We start from the raw sequence: 17,286 nt of genomic DNA on the forward strand, positions 1-17,286 counted from the left end.
CACCCCCAGGCACCCCCCGGAGCCGCCGCCGGGGCGGCACACCAAGCCCAGGGCCAGGGCGCGTACGCACCCGGACAGCATGGGACCGACGCGTACGGACCCGGACAGGCTGGAGGGCCCGCTGACGGGGCTGAGCCGCCGGACGGCGCTCAGGGCGCGGCGGAGCAGGCCCCGCCGCCCAAGCGGCCGCGTACGGTGCTGCTGGGGGTCGGCGCGGTGCTCGCGCTCACGTTGAGCATCGGCCTGCCGACGGCCGACCGCTACCTGTTCTACACGAGCGGCCAGCCGACCGAGACCGTCCACGTGGTGCCCGCCGGCCAGGAGAAGACGTTCGAGCACGTGACGTGGAAGTCGTCGATCGGCCCGATGGAGCCGCCGGCCAACTCCAGGCACAACACGCCCGACAAGCAGTGGCTCAAGATCGTGGTCACGCGCAAGGCGGCCGACGAGACGGGGTCGGTGCTCACCGGCGTGCCGAAGCTGACCCTGCAGGACAGGCAGGAGCGGGTCTGGCAGGTGGAGATCGTGGACGACGACCTGCCCACCGACAAGCACCCGGTCGGCGCCCCCTACTCCTACACCGCCGCGGCGATCGTCCCCAAGGCGGTGGCCGAGCAGGTGGAGCTGCACCTGGCGCCGAACATCACCTACCGCGCCGACACCCCGGTCGACAAGCTCATGCTGGTCACGCCGGAGGACGAGGCGAAGGTGGCGCGCAACGACGTGCTGGTCTTCAGGCGGTGATGTCCTCGCCCTGCAGCCGTGCCCTGCTGGCGGCGATGTCGAAGGCCGCCGCCAGCACGCTGTAGCTCAGGATGGTCACCAGGAGTTCCTTGACGAAGGTCACGGGCATGCCGGTGTAGAGCCACATGAACGGCACGTCCGACCCGATGAGCGTGCGCACGGCCCGGTCCAGGTAGTCGGCGCCGACGTGGATGCCCGTGTAGAGCAGGCACATGAGCCCGAACAGCGCCGCCCCGCCCTTGATGGTGATCCGGAAGGCGTTGACCACCGGCACCCAGCGCTCCATGAAGCCGCCGGCGACGCGGTCCACGGCCGACTGGGTGATCGTGTGCGACTGCTCCAGCCTGTCGACGCCCCGCTCCAGCCTGGTGCCGCGCAGCGCCCTGCGGGTGTCGTCCATGGATCCGCCGAACACCAGGACGGCCACCGCCAGCCAGGTGAGCGGCACGGCCAGCGCCTCGGTGATGTGCGGCCAGACCTCGGCGAACCAGTTCCAGAACGCCTCCCATCCGGGCACGCTGGTCTTGGCCTGCTCCCAGAAGTTCTTCGTGCTGTCGACGACGGCCCGCTGCTCGGCCCATTCGCCGCGGGCCAGCGCGATGTTGTAGAGGGCGTTCAGCGCGCAGAACACGAAGGAGAACTCGGCGAAGGCGGCCGCGATGCCGGAGTAGCGGCCCGAGCCGCGTTCGGCCTTCCGGCCGAAGAGCATCCGCAGCCCGAAGGTCACGACCATGGCCGCGAGCGAGACCCGCCAGTCCAGGCTGACCAGCCCGACGCCGTACGTGACCTCCTCGTCGGTGCCGTTGGCGACGTTGTTGAGGATGGGCGTGTAGAAGTTGTCGTCGAGGTTGTGGAACAGGTCCATCTGCTGGAAGTCGGCCGCGTCCTCGTAGAACAGCGACCACGCCATGTAGATGACGGCGAAGGCGGGCGCCACCCGGTTCAGCGAGAACCAGAACTGCTCCTCCGGCTGCCCGTCCGCGCGCCGGGCCCGGGTCTCCCGGAGGGCGCGGCGCAGCGACAGGAACATGCCGGTGATCACCGTCATCGAGACCAGGATGATCAGGGTCAGGAGCACGTACGCGACGATGAGGCGCGGCTGGCGGTAGCTCCCGTGCTGGATCTCGGTGGCCGCGTAGAGCAGCCCCCAGCGGAGCAGCTCGCCGACGGAGAACCAGAGGATCAAGGGCAGCGCGCACTGCCCCGCGAGCTTGAGGGCGTGCAGGGGCAGCGAGAACGGCGACGGCACTCGCTGAGCCGGCTCAGGCCCAGGCCGGGGCGGTGCCATCACACCTGACGATCCGGACATCTGCTGAATCGTAGCGGTCTGTCCCAAGTGCCGCAGCAGCAACTCCGGATTGCGGCCTCAGGCCCCGGCGTCCAGGCGGCGGGCCAGGTCAGCCAGCTCCGGCAGCCGCAGCACCCGGTCACCCGCCCCCGGCAGCGGCACGTGCAGCGGCTGCGTCCATTGCGGCGGGATCGCGCCGAAGCCGTGGACGGCGCCCGCCAGGCCGCCCGTCACCGCGCCCACCGTGTCGGTGTCGCCGCCCAGGTCGACGGCCGCCCGCAGCGCGTCCTCGAACCCCGACGTGACGCGCAGCGCCCACACGGCCGAGCCCAGGCAGGGCCACACCGCGCCGTTGAACTCCGTGGCCTGGTCCGGATGCCAGCCGGGCGCGAGCACGACCGCGTAGCGCTCGCGGTGCTCCGCCGGGACGTGCGCGAGCGCTTCGGGCAGGGCGTCCAGCGGGTCGCCGCCGTCGAGGGCGACGCGCAGGAGCTCGTGGTAGATCGCCGTGCCCGCCCAGGCCGCCGGGTCGCCGTGGGTGAGCGCCGCGATGCTGCGGGCGGCGTCCATGCTGGCGTCACGCCCCTGGCGGGCGAAGTAGACGGCGGACGTGGTGGCCCGCATCAGCGAGCCGTTGCCGGCGGCCCGCCGGGTGCTCTCGAAATGGAACGCGGCCGCGAGATCCCACGGCATCCCGTTGTTCAGCACCTGCTCGGTCTGCAGGCCGATGTCCTTCGGCTCGGCCGCCGCCCACCGCTGGAACCGGGCGAACACGTCGGGCAGGTCCAGGCCGCCGCGCTCCAGCAGCGACTCGGCCAGGTGCAGCGCCATCTGGGTGTCGTCCGTGGCCTCGCCCGGGTCCCAGCCGCCCCCGCCGCACATCTCCCCCGGGCCCGGCTTCGGGAAGCGCCCGGTGAAGGCGCCCGCCGGGCCGAACTCGAACGGCGCTCCCAGCGCGTCCCCCACCGCCGACCCCACGACCGCGCCGACGGCCCGTTCCGTACGTTCCATCCCGGCAGCCTACGACCTGTCCACGGCGACGGCGCGGGGCCCCTGATGGCCCCTGAGGTCAGGCCGCGGCGGCCGGGCGGCAGGAGCGGCAGGGCCGGTAGCCGGCGGCGCGGGCCTGCGGGAGGGTGCGGAACCCGTGGCGGTGGGCCGGGGTGATGCGCCGGGCGTTGTGGCAGGTGGGGAAGCAGACGACGCCGGTGGTGTCGCTGGCCAGGTAGAACACGCGGTCATGGGCCAGGCCGCGGAGCCGGTCGAGGTCCACGCCCTCGGCCGTCAGGAGACGCTCCTTGGCCTCGGCGCCGAAGACGTACTGGCCGGGGGCTCCGTCGGAGCGGATCACCCGATGGCAGGGGATCAGCAGCGGCACCGGGTTGCCCGCCAGCGCCGAGCCGACCGCGCGCACGGCCGTCGGGCGGCCGATGCGGGCGGCGATCCAGGCGTACGGGCGGACCTCGCCCCGGGGGATGTCCCGGGCGGCGAGCAGGACGTCGCGCTGGAACGGCGTCAGCCCGCGCAGGTCCAGCGTGAGCGTCGCGGCCCGGCCGGTGCGCAGCGCGGGCACCAGCCCGGCGGGCGGCCTGGCGGCGGGCAGCAGCGGCCGGGCGAAGCGCTCCCTGAAGGCCCCGGCGAACCCGTCGTCCCCCTCGTGCACGTACGCGACGCCCTGGTCGGTGAACGCGACCGACACCTCGCCGATCGGCCCCGGCACCCGCACCCAGCGGGCGGCGACACGGTCGAGCAGCCCGGCGGGGGCGTCCACCGTGAGCCCGGCCAGCCCTGCGAGCAGCGGATCGGAAGCGTTGTGGGTCATCGGGCACCTCCCAGGGCGCGCAGGCGCTTGAGTCCGCGCGAAATGTGCGACTTGACCGTCCCCTGCGGGACCTTGAGCACCGTGGCGATCTCGGCGACCGGCAGGTCCACGACGTGCCGGAGCACCACTGCGGCGCGCTGTTCGGCCGGCAGGTGGCCGAGCAGCGCGTGCAGCTCGTCGCCGGTCTCACGGCGGACGGCGGCGTCCTCGACGCCCTCGCGGGGGTCGGGCGTGTCGATGGGCTCGTCGCGCAGGTCGGGCGGCGGCTTGCGGGATCGGGTGCGGGCGCAGTTGCGCCACACGTTCAGCAGGATCGTCAGCAGCCACGCCCGTGGCTGGAGTGCGGCGATACGCGCAGCGTCATAGCCGGTCAGTGCCCGGTAGGCGCGCAGGAACGCCTCGGCGGTCAGGTCTTCGGCGTCGCTCCAGGCACCGCTCATCCGCAGCGCCGTGGTGAAGACCACGCCGCGATGCTCGGAGTAGAGCTCGGCGAAGCCCGCGTCGAGGTCGTCGAGCAGCGCCTTGCGCACCGGGTCGAGGCAGTCGGTCAGGCTCACGGTAGGAAGAACACCGGGACTCGCGATTTCGTTGCACGCGAAGAGCCCGCGCCCCCGTGACGGGGAAGCGGGCTCCGCGTGGACAAGATCAAACGGCGACGGCCAGCTCGGCAACCTCGCCCAGCTTGGCCTCGACCTGGACGTCGCGGGTGACGCCGCCGCCCGCGATGATGCGCACGGTCCAGTCGCCGGGCGCGGCGAAGAAGCGGAACACGCCCTCGTCGGACACCACGACCTCGCCGGTGAACTCACCGGAGTGGTCGAGCAGCCGCGCGTAGGCGGTGCCGGCCCCGGTCACCCGGCCCTGGATGACGGCCTGGTTGGACAGATCGATCCCGGCCGGCAGCGCGATGGTCTGCTCCGGCGCTCCGCAACCCTGTGCAGTGGTCATCAGCGGGCCTCCCCCAGCTCGATCGGCACGCCCACGAGCGAACCGTATTCGGTCCACGAACCGTCGTAGTTCTTCACGTTCGCCTGGCCGAGCAGCTCGTGCAGCACGAACCAGGTGTGCGCGGAACGCTCGCCGATGCGGCAGTAGGCGATCGTGTCCTTGCCGAAGTCGACGCCGGCCGAGCCGTAGAGGGCGCGCAGGTCGTCGTCGGACTTGAAGGTGCCGTCGTCGTTGGCCGCCTTGGACCACGGGATGTTGCGCGCGGTGGGCACGTGGCCGCCCCGCTGCGCCTGCTCCTGCGGCAGGTGGGCGGGGGCGAGCAGCTTGCCGGTGAACTCGTCGGGCGAGCGCACGTCGACCAGGTTGAGCTTGCCGATCGCGGCGACGACGTCGTCACGGAAGGCGCGGATGCTGTCGTCCTGGTTGGACACCACGTAGGTGGTCCTCGCCCGCTCGGGGGCGTCCTTGACCAGCTCGCGGGAGTCGAGCTCCCACTTCTTGCGCCCGCCGTCGAGCAGCTTGACCTGGTCGTGGCCGTACAGCTTGAAGTACCAGTAGGCGTAGGCGGCGAACCAGTTGTTGTTGCCGCCGTAGAGGATCACGGTGTCGTCGTTGGAGATGCCGCGCTCGGAGAGCAGGGCCTCGAAGCCGGTCTTGTCCACGAAGTCGCGGCGGACCGGGTCCTGGAGGTCGGTCCTCCAGTCGATCTTCACGGCGCCACGGATGTGGCCCTTGTCGAAGGCGCTGGTGTCTTCGTCGACCTCGACGAGAACGACACCGGGCGTGTCGAGGTTGGCCTCGACCCAGTCGGCGTCCACCAGGACGGCGGAGCGGCTCATTGGGAAACCTCCAGTTTGGCGGCGGGCAGTAGACGGCGGGTCAGCGGATACGTGTCGCAGCCGAGGCACATTCCCCAGGCTGCAGTGAGGAGAGCATCCCGATGACACCCCTCGTGGGGGTGCTGATGGCAGGCGCCACGCCGGTGCACGGCAGATCGGCACGCATCGATGGGATGCTCCTGAAGGGTCGGGTGGGGGCGCGGATGAACGCGCGAAGACCGTCCTCAGGCAGCGCGACAGAGCGCGGTGGCGACGCGGCAGAAATCAACCGCGCGCCGCTTCGTCAGCAGCTCTGTCGATGGGTTCACAGCGACGACACTACATCGCCGTCTCGCCATCTGTCACATCTCGTCCGTCACCTGAGACGGGCCGTGAGACGCCCCGTCGGACAGGGCTCCGGCGAGCGCGTGCAGCACGTCGGTCTTGCGCGGCTGCCCCGCCGCCTTCTTCACGACATTCCCCGAAGAATCAAGGACGAGCACCGTCGGCGTCGCCGTCACGCCGATCCGCCGCACCAGGTCCAGCCTCGACTCGGCGTCGATCTCCACATGGGCCACGCCGGGCACCAGCGCGCTCACGTCGTGCAGCACCCGGCGCGTGGCCCGGCACGGCTGGCAGAACGCGGTGGAGAACTGGACCAGCGTCGCCCGCTCGCCCAGCGGCGCGCCCAGCTCGATCTCGGTCAGCAACACCTCTGGTGCAACCAGCGGACGCCTCCGGTCATTTCCTCGGCACCGCGCTCACGTACACCTCGCCCTCGGCGCCGACGACGTCGACGCGGGCGATCTTCGCCACCGGGAACCGCGTGCGCAGGGTCAGTTCGCCGAGGCGCGTCCCGCGCGGCGCGCTCCACGACCTGGTGCGGTCACGCTCGCCGGCCGCGTTGTAGACGTGGATGCCGCCCTTGGCGCCGGCGGGCAGGCCGGTGACCTGGACGGTCAGCTCCGCGCCGTCACCGGCGGGCCGTGCCAGCACGGTGACGCCGCGGCCCCGGCGCTCGCCGGCGAACTCCCGGCTCTCCGCCCCTTCCATGAAGATCGACGGCGCCTCGGTCTTGGACGGCGACGTGCTGGGCAGCGCCCGCTTGGGTGCGGACTCGGCGTTGTCGTGCTGCAGGAACGGCTGTCCCGTCTCCGAGACCGCGGAGCGCTGTGAGGCCACGGCGGGCGCCGAGGCGGCGTGCTCCGTGGCGCCCTGCCGGGTCACGCCCCACACCGTGCCGCCCACGACGAGCACCGCGGCCGCCGCCGCGACGGCCGTCAGCCGGCGGCCGCGCCGGTGGCGCCTGGCCCGGTCGTGCAGCAGCCGGTCGAGCACCCGCCGGGGCGGGCTGGACACCAGCTCCACGTCACGTTCCGACACCTTGCCCAGGAAGCCCGCGACCCCTTCGAGGTCCAGCAGCTCGGCCCCGCACATGTCGCACGTGGCCAGATGGGTGTCGATCTCCTCCGCCTCGTCCGGCTCCAGCGCGCCCAGCGCGTGCGCGCCGAGCGAGAGCCGCACCTCCTCGCACGTCATCACGGCGCCAGCCCCCGCTCCTCCAGGGCGAGCTTGAGCGCCCGCAGCGCGTAATAGGTGCGTGACTTGACGGTGCCCGGCGGGATACCGAGCTTCGCCGACGCCTCCTTCACCGATCTCCCCCGGTAGTAGACCTCCAGCAGCACGTCCTTGTGCTCGGGCCGCAGCTCGGCCAGCGCCTCCGCCACCGCCCACGACTCGACGGCGCGCTCCAGGTCGTCGTCGGCCGGCAGCACGGCCAGCGCCTCGTCGCCGATCTCCGGCGGCCGCGCCTTGCGTGCCCGGTGCTGGTCGACGACGAGGTTGCGCGCCACGGTGAACAGCCAGGCCCTGATCGGCCGGTCGGTGAGCGCGTCAGGATGCCGCCAGGCCCGCAGCAGCGTCTCCTGCACGACATCCTCCGCCCGTCCCGAGTCGCCCGTCAGTCGCAGTACGTATCCGTACAGTGGCCCGGCGTGCTCGTCGAACAGGCTCCTCACAAGCTCCTCATCGGCGGTGCCAGCTGGACTCACACCCTCTTCACGTACGGGGGGCCGCACCGGTTCAGACTCGTCCACGGTTTCATCCACGAAGGGGCACGTCAGTCGCCTCGGCGGAGATCTGCAGCCCCGCGGGCACGCTCTTCACCTCGGTGATCTTGACGTCGAAGGGCAGCTTGCCCTTGAAGGGGATGGTGTAGCTGACCAGCCGGGCGAGCTCGTCGCGCACACCCTCGATCTTCTCGGCCTGGAGCCGGATGCCGCCGTCGGTCAGCTCGGCCCGCATCTCGGCGGTGAACTTCATCTTCTGCACACCCACCATCAGCTCTCCGGAGGCGACGAACCGGTCGCCCTTGCCGCTGACCTTGATGCCCTGCGGGGCGAAGCGGTCGATCGTCGCGCTGGACAGGGTGCCGCTGACGGCCAGGCGACCGGCCCTGATGTCGGCCCGGTTCTGGATGACGTCGGCCAGCGGGGCGGTCACGTCGTAGGCGGCGCCCTTGAGGTCCTCGATCGGCACGCCGCCGTAGCTCAGCGTGCCGAGGTCGAACCGTACCTCCGGATAGTGCCCCGACACCGCCTGGGTGAGGAAGGGGATGCCCTCGATCGTGACCTCGGGGGTGCCCTCGACGTCGGTGGCGGCGGCGATCCGGTTGGCCAGGTCGCGCTGCACGCCCGCGACCGCTACCCGGTCGAGGACGACAAGGAGGACGATCAGCAGCATCAGGAAAACGAGCAGCTTGCGCATCGGGCTCCCTGTCTCACGCGGGGGTCATGAGCTTATCCACTGATTCCCCACCAAAGTCCGTCATCACCCGCCGGCGAACGGCGGCAGCACCTCCACGGTCACGCCGTCGCCGAGCGGGACCTCGTCGTGCGGCCGCTTACCGACGGGAGAACCATCGATCAAGAATGACGACCTGCTCACGATCCGGGCGAGTTCGGCGCGATTCGCTGTGATTTTCGTCATCAGTTCGCCAAGCGTGGCGGCCTCGAACGTTTCTTCCGCCACACCGGCCGCCTGCTTCGCGGCCGCCCAATAACGTACTTTTCCCAAGGCCATCGGCACCTCACCGTAGATTCTCCACCATTGTGCACGTCCGTTAACACGGATGTTTCACGCGAGCCGTTGTTCACCGGGTGGACGCGCAATGGTCGCGACAAAGCCGTGGGATATCCTCGCCTACGGGACCTGGGCGACGTAGCCCCCGGGTCCTTGCGTGTTTAGGAGGCCGAGATGAGCAACCTGCTCCTGCTGACCAACGCCCTCGAACCCTCGTCCGAGGTGCTGCCGGCGCTGGGGTTGCTGCTCCATTCGGTCCGCGTCGCGCCCGCGGAGGCGTCCGCGCTCATCGACGCCCCGCCGTCCGACGCCGTGCTCGTCGACGCCCGCAAGGAGCTCGCGCAGGCCAAGAGCCTGTGCCGGCTGATCCGCACCACCGGGATCGACTGCCCGCTGCTGGTGATCGTCACCGAGGGCGGGCTGGCCGCGATGACCGCGGAGTGGGGCGTGGACGACGTCCTGCTCGACACCGCCGGGCCGGCCGAGGTCGAGGCGCGGCTGCGGATGGCCGTGGGCCGCATGTCGCAGGCGTCCGCCGAGGAGGTGCCCGACGAGATCCGCAGCGGCGACCTGTCGATCGACGAGGCCACCTACACGGCCCGGCTGCGCGGCCGGGTGCTCGACCTCACCTTCAAGGAGTTCGAGCTGCTGAAATACCTGGCCCAGCACCCCGGCCGGGTGTTCACCCGGGCCCAGCTGCTGCAGGAGGTGTGGGGCTACGACTACTTCGGCGGCACCCGCACGGTCGACGTGCACGTCCGGCGGCTGCGGGCCAAGCTCGGCACCGAGTACGAATCGCTGATCGGCACCGTGCGCAACGTGGGTTACCGGTTCGTTCCCGATCGGGCCGATTCCGCGCACGTGTGAGCAGTTGACACGCGCCTTGATCGGAGTTCCACTGATCTGACAAGTGTCGAGTCGTGGACACCGCCGTCCCGGGGAATGGTGGTGGCGGTGAGCCTGTTCCGGTCGCTGGTCGACGAGAAGGCGCGCGTCTACCGGCGCAACGAGCACATCTGCTCGCCGCTGCGGCCGGCCGGCCGGGTGCACCTGATCGACTACGGCTTCGCCCGCGAATACCTGCCGGGCGGCGACCGCGAGGTCATCCACGACCTGCGCTCCGGCGGCGACCTCGTGGGCGAGCTGGCGTTCTGGAGCCCGGGCGAGCGGGTCAGGGTCGACGCGCTGACCGAGGTGCGGGCCTGGCCGATCGACCTGCGGCGGCTGCGCGAGCACGTGGCTGCCAGCAGCGCGGCGGCGACGGCGATGGTGCAGGAGCTGTTCGCGCGCAACGTGGCCGCCCGCCACCACGAGGCGCTGTCACGGGCGCCGGTCGCCGCCCGGCTGGCCGTGTGGCTCTTACAGCTCGACGAGCGCTACGGGCTGGCCTCCGACGCGGCGCCGCCGCTGTCCATGGAGACGCTGGCCGACCTGGTCGGCAGCTCTCCCGACGTGGTGCAGCGCCAGCTCGCCGACTGGACGCGGCGCGGATGGCTGGTGCGGCCCGGCTACCGGCGGCTGCGGATCGCCGACCCGGTCGCGCTGCGGGCCGCCGCGGGCACCTGGGAGCACCTGGCCGAGCCGTGGACGGGCCGGGTGACGCCGTTCCTGGCCAAGCCGGACGCGCCGCTCGTCGCCGGCGAGGTGCCCCGGCCGGCCCAGTTGCCCGCCGACGTGCCGGACTTCACCGGCCGCCAGCAGAGCCTCGACCTGCTCACCTCCTGGCTCGAACGGCCCCGCAGGACGAACACCATGGTGGTCCAGGGGCTGCCCGGCGTCGGCAAGACGGCGCTGGTCACCCACTGGGGCCACCTGCACGCCGACCGGTTCCCCGACGGGCAGATCGTCATCGACCTGCGCGGCCAGTCGCCCAGCCAGCCGCCGATGAACCCGGCCGAGGCGCTCGGCCAGATCCTGCGCTCGCTCGGCGTCGGCGAGCACATGCCCGCCTCCGACGAGGCCGAGCTGATGCTGCTCTACCGCAGCAGGCTCGCCGGACGCAGGCTGCTGCTCATCCTGGACAACGCCGCCGACCCGGCCCAGGTGCGCGCGCTGCTGCCGGGCAGCAAGGACTGCGTGGTGCTGGTGACCAGCAGGACCAGGATGGGGCCGCTGCGCGCCACCGGGCACGCCGACCTGATGGACGTGCCCGTGCTCGACCCGGGCAACGCGGTGGCGCTGCTGGTGGCGGTGCTGGGCGAGGAATCGCCGCGCGCCGCCGACCGCGACGGGCTGGCCGAGCTGGCCCGCGTGTGCTCCTACCACCCGTTCGCGCTGCGCATCTCCGCCGCCAAGCTGGCCGAGAACCGGGAGCTCAGCGTCGCCTCCCGGGTGCGCGAACTGCGCCGGCCCGACCTGCGGCAGACGTTCTCGGGCGACCCGGAGGAGGCTTTCCGCTCGGCGCTCGATCTGGCGTACGAGTCGCTGAACCCGGCGCAGCGCAGGGCCTTCCGGCACGTCGGGCTGCTGCCGGGCGGGGCGTTCACGCCGGAGGTGCTGGCCGCGACGCTCGGCGTGCCGGTGAGCGAGGCGGTCGCGGCACTGGGCGGGCTGCACCGGGCGTACCTGGTGGAGCCGCTGCCCGGGGCCCGCTACCGGGTGCACGACCTGGTCAAGCGGCTGGCCAGGGAGCTGGGCAGGCACGCCGAGGCGGGGGTGCGCGAGGCCAGGGTGCGGCTGCTCGACCACTACCTGGCCAAGGCCGCCGATCCGGAGACGCCGGGCGAGTGGTTCGAGGCCGAGCGGCGGGCCCTGGTGTCCGTGGCGCGGCTGGCCGAGGAGACCGGCGCGCACGGCATCGCCTGGCGGCTGGCCGAGGCGGTGTTCAAGCCGTTCAGGCGGTTGCGCTACTACGAGAACAACCTGGAGATCCAGCAGGCCGGGCTCGACTGCGCGCTCCAGGTCGGCAACCGGCGGGCGATCGCGGTCATGCGCAGCCATCTGGGCTCGATCCACCGCGCCATCGGGCCCTCCACGCGCGCCGCCCGCTTCATCGGCGAGGCACTGGCCGACTTCGACCTGCTCGGCGACCGGGAGGGCCGGGCCAGGGCGCTGAACGACCTGGCCGAGGTGCACGGCATCGCGGGCAACGGCGAGGACGCGCTGAAGTGCGCGGGCGAGGCGCTGGAACTGTACCGGGAGATCGGCGACCTGACGGGGGTGGCCGGCAGCCTGCACACGCTGTCCCGGCTGCACCTGTCGCAGAACCGGCACGAGCTGGCGCTGGACCACGCCGGTCAGGCGCTGGAGGTGCGCGAGGAACTCGGCGACCGCCGGGGCACGGCGCAGAGCCTGATCATCCTGGCCCGGGTGCAGCAGAGCCTCGGCGAGCCGAACGCCGCCCTGTCGGAGGGGCTGGAGGCGTTGTCGATCTGCCACGAGCTGGGTGACGAGCACGCCGAGGCGGAGACGCTGCTCTGCCTGGCCGACGTGTACGACGCGCTGCGGCTGCCGCAGGACGCCCAGCGTGACGCCGAACGGGCGCTGGCCGGCTACACCGCAACCGGCGACCAGCACGGGTACGGCCGGGCGCTGTGCACGCTGGGCCGCATCGCGCGCAACGGCTCCCGCTACGACGAGGCGCTCGACCGTTACGAGCAGGCGCTGGCCGTACAGGTGGAGCTCCACCACGAGCAGGGCAAGGCCGAGACGCTCGGGGACATCGGGCTGGTGCACTGGCGGCTGGCCGACTACCTGCGCGCCGACGACTACCTCAGCCAGGCGCTGACCATCAGCCGGGTGATCAGCGACCTGCCCGCCGAGGCGCGGATGCTGAACCGGCTGGCGCGGGTGCGGCGGCGTCAGGGGCAGCCGCAGGTGGGGTTCGTGTACGCGCTGGAGGCGCTCGACATCGTGCAGGGCCTGGACAACCGGCGGGCCGAGGCGGACGTGCAGGAGACGCTGGCGTACACGTACCTGTCGCTGGACCGGCACCGGGACGCGCTGCGGGCGGCGCGGGCGTCGCTGGCGATCAGGGAGGAGGTCCGCGACGACCGGGCCAGCGCGCTGCTGTCGATCGCGCAGGCGCTGCACACGGCGGGCCGGCCGGCGGCGGCACTGGAGTACGCGACGCGGACGGTGGAGCTGCAGCACGAGACCGGCACCCGGGACCGGTGGGCGGCGGCGCTCACCACGCTGGCCATGATCCTGCTGGACCTGGACCGGCCGGAGGAGGCGCGGGGGTACGCCGAGCAGGCCAGGGACGTGCACCGGGGCTGCGGCACCCGGCGGGACCTGGGGTGCGCGCTGCGGGCGCTGGGCCTGATCGCGCGGCGGCAGGGCGACACCGGCGCCGCGGCCGGGTTGCTGGGCGAGGCGGTGCGCACGCTGGAGGAGGTGGGTGACGTGTTCGAGGCACGCAAGGCCGCCGCAGAACTCCGTGAAATGTCGTGATTTTTTGAGCCTGAGGTCGCAGATCTTCTCCGGCGTCTCCCGTTAGCTGATCTCACCAGCTACTCCAAGCGGAGGTGATCCGGATGCTCAAGAACCATCTGCGTCAAGACCTGCAGTGGCTGAGGCGACAGGCCCGCAAGGACAGGCGGATCACGCTCACCGTGCTCGCCATGGTGTCGATGGCGTGGGTCCGCCAGCTCGCCCCGGGCGCAACGCCGCCCGCCTCCGCGCCGCTGCTCGCGCTCTCCGGCGGCCTGCTCGCCTTCTCGGCGGCGGGCTGGCTGGTGGCCGCGTTCTTCGTGGCCAGGGCGGGGCGGCGGCGCGGGCGCGAGCCGGTCGAGGTGCTGCGCCGGGCGGGGCGGATTGCCCGGGCCAAGGAGTGGGCGTTCGGCTCGCTCGCCGCGTACGTGGCCTGGCACGTGCTGCAGTTCGTGACCGCGCTGCTCCTGGCGTGAGTCACTCGCAGTCGGGCGGGAACGCGGCCCGGTGCGGCCCGTGGTCGGGGTCGAGCTCGTGCCTGATGCCGCGGCAGGCGTCGAGCATCGCCCCGTACAGCGACCACAGGCCGACGTGCTCGGTGTCCTTGAAGGTGTCGGCGACGGCGCGGTCCTCCTGCTCCCCGTCGCGCAGCGCCTGGCGCAGGGCGGCGAAGTCGTCCTCGTTCCCGCAGCCGGTCTGCAGGCCGCCGAACGCGGTGAAGGCGCGGGAGATGGCCTCCAGCTCGTCGCCCAGCGCCACCGGCAGCAGGGCCGCGTCCACGTCCGGCAGCCCGCGGGCGCCGACGACCAGGTCGTTGAGCGCCCTGGCGATCCCCCTGAGCTGCTGGCAGGCGTGGTCCAGGGCGGTCATCGCCTCGGCGACCCGGTCCAGCCGCTCCTCGTAGCGGCGGGGCCGCACGCTCAGCCGTACGGACTCGACGGCCTGCTCGGCGACCTCCTCGCTGTCGTCGAGGTCGCGGGCCAGCTCGCGTGACCGGTCCAGCCACTCGCGGGACTCGTTCTCGCCCCAGCGGCCGTGCAGCCCCTCGCCGATGTCGCGGGCCAGCTCCGCCAGGTCGGCCGAGCGTTCGGCCAGGACCTTCTGCGCCTCCTCGATGTAGCGCGGCGGCAGCACGAGCAGGTTGGCCGCGATCCCGATGCCGACGCCGAGCAGCAGGTCGGCCAGGCGGTACATGCTGTAGGTGCTGCCCAGCGCGAACACGAGCAGGGCGGTGATCGGGATCTGCACGTTCTGGTTGGGCAGGTTGAGCAGCCGCGTCAGCACCAGCCCGGCGGCGACCAGCAGGCCCAGCGTGACCGCGTTGACGCCGATGAACATGATCAGCGCGATGGCCGCCGTCACCCCGACGACGACCGCCCCAATCTGCTGCGCGCCCCGCACGACCGTGCTGTAGGCGGTGACGGAGACCGTGGCGAGCACGCCGATCGGGGCCAGCACGGGCATGGGCGTCTTCATCACCACGGCCGCCAGCCACCAGGCGATCATGCACGCGGCCGTCACCTTGACCGTCTGCGCCAGCGACTCCCGCTCGGTACGCAGCCAGTCGCCGAGCCCGAGCCGCCGCGCCTGCTCCAGCACGACCCCGCCGTGCCTGGCGATGCGCGCCAGCGGCGGCAGGCTCCGGCCCCGTCTGCGCTTTTCCTCCTCCACACCCGGGTCCTACCCAGCATCACAGTGGGTAGGAGCCTGGTGACTGGAGGTGTCACAGGTGGATGTCGAGATATCCGGGCAGCTCGTGGTGCCCGACCACGCCCTCGGCGTGGTGGTGTTCGTGCACGGCAGCGGCAGCAGCAGCCAGAGTCCGCGCAACCGCTTCGTCGCGGGCGAGCTCAACGAGGCGGGGCTGGGCACGCTGCTGTTCGACCTGCTCACCCCGGAGGAGGAGCTGGATCGGGGCAACGTGTTCGACATCGAACTGCTGGCGGGCCGGCTGCTGAAGGCGACCGCACTGGTCAGGGAGGACCCGGGCGCGACCGGGCTGCCGGTCGGCTACTTCGGGGCCAGCACCGGCGCCGGCGCCGCCCTGTGGGCGGCAGCCGAGCCGGACAACATCGTCGCCGCCGTCGTCTCCCGGGGCGGCCGTCCCGACCTCGCCGGTCCCCGCCTCGCCTCGGTACGCGCTCCGACGCTGCTCATCGTGGGCGGCGCGGACGAGCCGGTGATCGAGCTGAACGAGTCGGCCCAGCAGCACCTGAGCGGTGAGAGCGAGCTGCGGGTCATCCCCGGCGCCACGCACCTGTTCGAGGAGGCGGGGGCGCTCGAAACCGTCGCCGGCCTGGCACGCGACTGGTTCACCCGGCACTTCACCGGCCGGTGAGCGGGCTCCAGGTGTATTCCATGACGTCGAGGTCGAACCCGGCGTGGAAGCGCTCCACGAACTCCTTGCCCGGCCTGCCGCCCATCCGCTCGTAGAAGGCCCTGGCCGGGGCGTTGTCGCGAAGGACCTCCAGGTAGACGGTCTTGCCCGGGTGGTGCTCGGCGGCCCAGCCGAGCCCCAGGCCCATCAGCCTGCTCCCGAGGCCGGAGCGCTTCAGCGTGGGCCGCACGTGCAGGTTGTCCACCAGCACCCGCCCGTCGCGCTCCGGCACCAGGTACGCGAACGCGCCGATGCCCGCCTCGTCCTCGGCCACCAGCAGGCAGGGCGGGTCGCCGCCGTTGAGGTACGGCTCGCTCTCGGCCCTGGCCTTCCACAGGTTCCGGTGGGTCGCCGGCAGCGGCCCTTCGAGGTACGCCTCGGGCATGATCCCGGCGTAGGCCGTGCGCCAGCTCTCGGTGTGCAGCGCCGCGATGGCGTCGGCGTCGGCCGCGAGGCCCGTTCTGATCTCCACGGCCACCGAGGTTACCGGCGCGCCTTGCGCCCCTCCGCCACCCGCTTCCACACGAACACCGCGACGGCCAGCACGATCAGCCCGATCACCACGTACGTGAGGACGCCGACGTACTGCTCCACCAGCGACCACTGCTGCCCGAGCAGGTAGCCGGCCATCACCAGCGCGGTGTTCCACAGGAAGCTGCCCATCGTGGTGAACAGCGTGAACGCCGGCAGCGGCATGCGCTCCACCCCGGCGGGGATGGAGATCAGGCTCCGGAAGATCGGCACCATCCGCCCGAAGAACACCGTCTTGCGCCCGTGGCGCTCGAACCAGTCCTCGGTCTTGCGCACGTCCTCGACCTTGACCAGCGGGATCTTGGCGGCCAGCGCGTGCATCCTGTCGCGGCCCAGCGCCGCGCCGATGCCGTACAGCGCGAGCGCGCCCACCACCGACCCCACCGTCGTCCACACCAGCACCTGCCACAGAACCAGCTCGCCCCGGCTCACCGTGAACCCCGCCAGCGGCAGGATCACCTCGCTCGGCACCGGCGGGAACAGGTTCTCCAGCGCGACGGCCAGGCCCGCCCCCGGCGCGCCCAGCGTTTCCATGAGACCCGTGACCCAATCGACGATCCCGTCAGCCATGCCTTCTCTCTAGCCCATGCGGGCGTGCCTATGCGCTACATCTTCGGCGGAAGAACGTTGTGGCAACCCTCCATGCCCCTTGCGGGAGAAGTGGTGTGGGATCGGATCCGGCATCCATCGCCTACCTGAGGAGCGGGAATGTACCGATTGCGCCTTCCCATCGTGGACGTGGCCAGGGTGGCCGTCTTCGCCGCGCTGATCGCCGCACTCGGCCTCGTCCCGGGAGTGAGCCTGTTCGGGCCGGTGCCGATCACCCTGCAGACGCTCGGCGTCATGCTCGCCGGGGCGATCCTCGGCTCCTGGCGCGCCGCCCTGGCCGTGGGGGTGTTCCTCCTCCTGGTCGCCGCCGGGCTGCCGCTGCTGGCGGGCGGGCGTGGCGGGCTGGGGGTGTTCGCCGGGCCGTCGGTCGGGTTCCTGCTCGGGTGGCTGCCGGGCGCCGCCCTCATCGGGTGGATCGTCGAGCGGGGTGGGCGCACGCCGGGCATCGGGCGGCTGCTGGTAGCCTCCCTGGCCGGTGGCCTCGGGGTCGTCTATCTGGTGGGCATCCCGCTGTACTCGCTCGTCGGCGGGCTGACGCTGGGGCAGGCGGCCCTGTTCACGCTGGGGTTCGTGCCGGGCGACGTGGCCAAGGCGGTGCTCACCGCGTTCGTGGCACGCGGGACCCAACGGGCCTACCCCGACGCGGTCCCGGCCGTGCACCGCGAACGGCTCCGAGCCGGAAAGGAACACTGAACCT

The 17,286-nt window shown here is 72.1% G+C and carries 20 protein-coding genes and 1 pseudogene; 6 read left to right on the forward strand and 15 right to left on the reverse strand.

Annotation, left to right across the window (positions count from 1 at the left end; genetic code table 11):
• Window positions 1-744: pseudogene (locus ADY59_RS25850) on the forward strand (hypothetical protein); the annotation flags it as partial.
• Here the strand turns inward: ADY59_RS25850 and ADY59_RS25855 are convergent.
• The 12 genes from ADY59_RS25855 to ADY59_RS25905 all read right to left on the reverse strand — a co-directional run bounded on the left by ADY59_RS25855 (window position 734) and on the right by ADY59_RS25905 (window position 8,701).
• A complete protein-coding gene (locus ADY59_RS25855; protein ID WP_049566748.1) occupies window positions 734-1,993 on the reverse strand; it encodes a hypothetical protein in 1,260 nt (419 codons plus the stop codon). The pseudogene ADY59_RS25850 and the gene ADY59_RS25855 sit on opposite strands and share 11 nt — an antisense overlap.
• A 117-nt stretch (window positions 1,994-2,110) precedes the next feature.
• Complete coding sequence (locus ADY59_RS25860; protein WP_049566750.1) at window positions 2,111-3,043, reverse strand: ADP-ribosylglycohydrolase family protein; 933 nt, start codon at window positions 3,041-3,043, stop codon at window positions 2,111-2,113.
• 58 nt (window positions 3,044-3,101) lie between these two features.
• Window positions 3,102-3,854 (reverse strand): methylated-DNA--[protein]-cysteine S-methyltransferase, encoded by a 753-nt coding sequence (locus ADY59_RS51635; protein ID WP_049566753.1) that lies wholly within the window; start codon window positions 3,852-3,854, stop codon window positions 3,102-3,104.
• Window positions 3,851-4,411 (reverse strand): RNA polymerase sigma factor, encoded by a 561-nt coding sequence (locus ADY59_RS51640; protein ID WP_049566756.1) that lies wholly within the window; start codon window positions 4,409-4,411, stop codon window positions 3,851-3,853. The genes ADY59_RS51635 and ADY59_RS51640 overlap by 4 nt, the downstream gene beginning before the upstream one ends.
• 88 nt (window positions 4,412-4,499) lie before the next feature.
• On the reverse strand, window positions 4,500-4,802 hold the full coding sequence (locus ADY59_RS25875) for a DUF1416 domain-containing protein (protein WP_049566758.1): 303 nt from the start codon (window positions 4,800-4,802) through the stop codon (window positions 4,500-4,502).
• Entirely contained in the window at window positions 4,802-5,641 is an 840-nt protein-coding gene (locus tag ADY59_RS25880) for a sulfurtransferase (protein ID WP_049566761.1), read from the reverse strand. The genes ADY59_RS25875 and ADY59_RS25880 overlap by 1 nt, the downstream gene beginning before the upstream one ends.
• 224 nt (window positions 5,642-5,865) lie before the next feature.
• Window positions 5,866-5,979: a putative leader peptide gene (locus tag ADY59_RS54100; protein ID WP_442937724.1), complete on the reverse strand. Its 114-nt coding sequence runs from the start codon at window positions 5,977-5,979 to the stop codon at window positions 5,866-5,868.
• 3 nt (window positions 5,980-5,982) lie between these two features.
• Window positions 5,983-6,327, reverse strand: a complete 345-nt coding sequence (locus tag ADY59_RS25885; RefSeq protein WP_082310398.1) for a TlpA family protein disulfide reductase — start codon at window positions 6,325-6,327, stop codon at window positions 5,983-5,985.
• A 34-nt stretch (window positions 6,328-6,361) separates the two neighbouring features.
• Complete coding sequence (locus ADY59_RS25890) at window positions 6,362-7,159, reverse strand: anti-sigma factor family protein (RefSeq protein WP_049566766.1); 798 nt, start codon at window positions 7,157-7,159, stop codon at window positions 6,362-6,364.
• On the reverse strand, window positions 7,159-7,671 hold the full coding sequence (locus ADY59_RS25895) for a sigma-70 family RNA polymerase sigma factor (protein ID WP_049566768.1): 513 nt from the start codon (window positions 7,669-7,671) through the stop codon (window positions 7,159-7,161). The genes ADY59_RS25890 and ADY59_RS25895 overlap by 1 nt, the downstream gene beginning before the upstream one ends.
• 49 nt (window positions 7,672-7,720) lie before the next feature.
• Window positions 7,721-8,386, reverse strand: a complete 666-nt coding sequence (locus tag ADY59_RS25900) for an LmeA family phospholipid-binding protein (protein WP_049566770.1) — start codon at window positions 8,384-8,386, stop codon at window positions 7,721-7,723.
• 63 nt (window positions 8,387-8,449) lie between these two features.
• The gene (locus tag ADY59_RS25905; RefSeq protein WP_049566773.1) at window positions 8,450-8,701 is read right to left on the reverse strand and encodes a MoaD/ThiS family protein; all 252 of its coding nucleotides are present in this window, start codon (window positions 8,699-8,701) and stop codon (window positions 8,450-8,452) included.
• 174 nt (window positions 8,702-8,875) lie between these two features.
• Here ADY59_RS25905 and ADY59_RS25910 point away from each other — a divergent pair, with 174 nt between their 5' ends.
• The 3 genes from ADY59_RS25910 to ADY59_RS25920 all read left to right on the forward strand — a co-directional run bounded on the left by ADY59_RS25910 (window position 8,876) and on the right by ADY59_RS25920 (window position 13,548).
• The gene (locus ADY59_RS25910) at window positions 8,876-9,568 is read left to right on the forward strand and encodes a winged helix-turn-helix transcriptional regulator (RefSeq protein ID WP_049566776.1); all 693 of its coding nucleotides are present in this window, start codon (window positions 8,876-8,878) and stop codon (window positions 9,566-9,568) included.
• An 87-nt stretch (window positions 9,569-9,655) separates the two neighbouring features.
• Window positions 9,656-13,093: a tetratricopeptide repeat protein gene (locus tag ADY59_RS25915; protein WP_197093851.1), complete on the forward strand. Its 3,438-nt coding sequence runs from the start codon at window positions 9,656-9,658 to the stop codon at window positions 13,091-13,093.
• 83 nt (window positions 13,094-13,176) lie between these two features.
• The gene (locus ADY59_RS25920) at window positions 13,177-13,548 is read left to right on the forward strand and encodes a hypothetical protein (protein WP_049566780.1); all 372 of its coding nucleotides are present in this window, start codon (window positions 13,177-13,179) and stop codon (window positions 13,546-13,548) included.
• A 1-nt stretch (window position 13,549) separates the two neighbouring features.
• On the opposite strand, the gene ADY59_RS25925 is transcribed toward ADY59_RS25920, so the two are convergent.
• Window positions 13,550-14,743 carry an FUSC family protein gene (locus ADY59_RS25925; protein WP_049566788.1) on the reverse strand — a complete coding sequence of 398 codons (1,194 nt, stop codon included), beginning with the start codon at window positions 14,741-14,743 and terminating at the stop codon, window positions 13,550-13,552.
• Window positions 14,744-14,801: 58 nt separating this feature from the next.
• Between ADY59_RS25925 and ADY59_RS25930 the strand changes: the two genes are divergently transcribed.
• Window positions 14,802-15,410, forward strand: coding sequence for a dienelactone hydrolase family protein (locus tag ADY59_RS25930; protein WP_063780786.1), 609 nt, complete (start codon window positions 14,802-14,804; stop codon window positions 15,408-15,410).
• On the opposite strand, the gene ADY59_RS25935 is transcribed toward ADY59_RS25930, so the two are convergent.
• Together ADY59_RS25935 and ADY59_RS25940 are read right to left on the reverse strand one after the other, a co-directional pair.
• A complete protein-coding gene (locus ADY59_RS25935; RefSeq protein ID WP_049566855.1) occupies window positions 15,397-15,921 on the reverse strand; it encodes a GNAT family N-acetyltransferase in 525 nt (174 codons plus the stop codon). The two genes, ADY59_RS25930 and ADY59_RS25935, sit on opposite strands and share 14 nt — an antisense overlap.
• A gap of 11 nt (window positions 15,922-15,932) precedes the next feature.
• Entirely contained in the window at window positions 15,933-16,550 is a 618-nt protein-coding gene (locus ADY59_RS25940; protein ID WP_049566792.1) for a DedA family protein, read from the reverse strand.
• Between the two features lie 138 nt (window positions 16,551-16,688).
• Here ADY59_RS25940 and ADY59_RS25945 point away from each other — a divergent pair, with 138 nt between their 5' ends.
• Window positions 16,689-17,282 (forward strand): biotin transporter BioY, encoded by a 594-nt coding sequence (locus ADY59_RS25945; protein ID WP_049566795.1) that lies wholly within the window; start codon window positions 16,689-16,691, stop codon window positions 17,280-17,282.
• Window positions 17,283-17,286: the final 4 nt, after the last annotated feature.

The organism is Nonomuraea sp. SBT364 (genome assembly GCF_001083785.1).
GTDB lineage: Bacteria > Actinomycetota > Actinomycetes > Streptosporangiales > Streptosporangiaceae > Nonomuraea.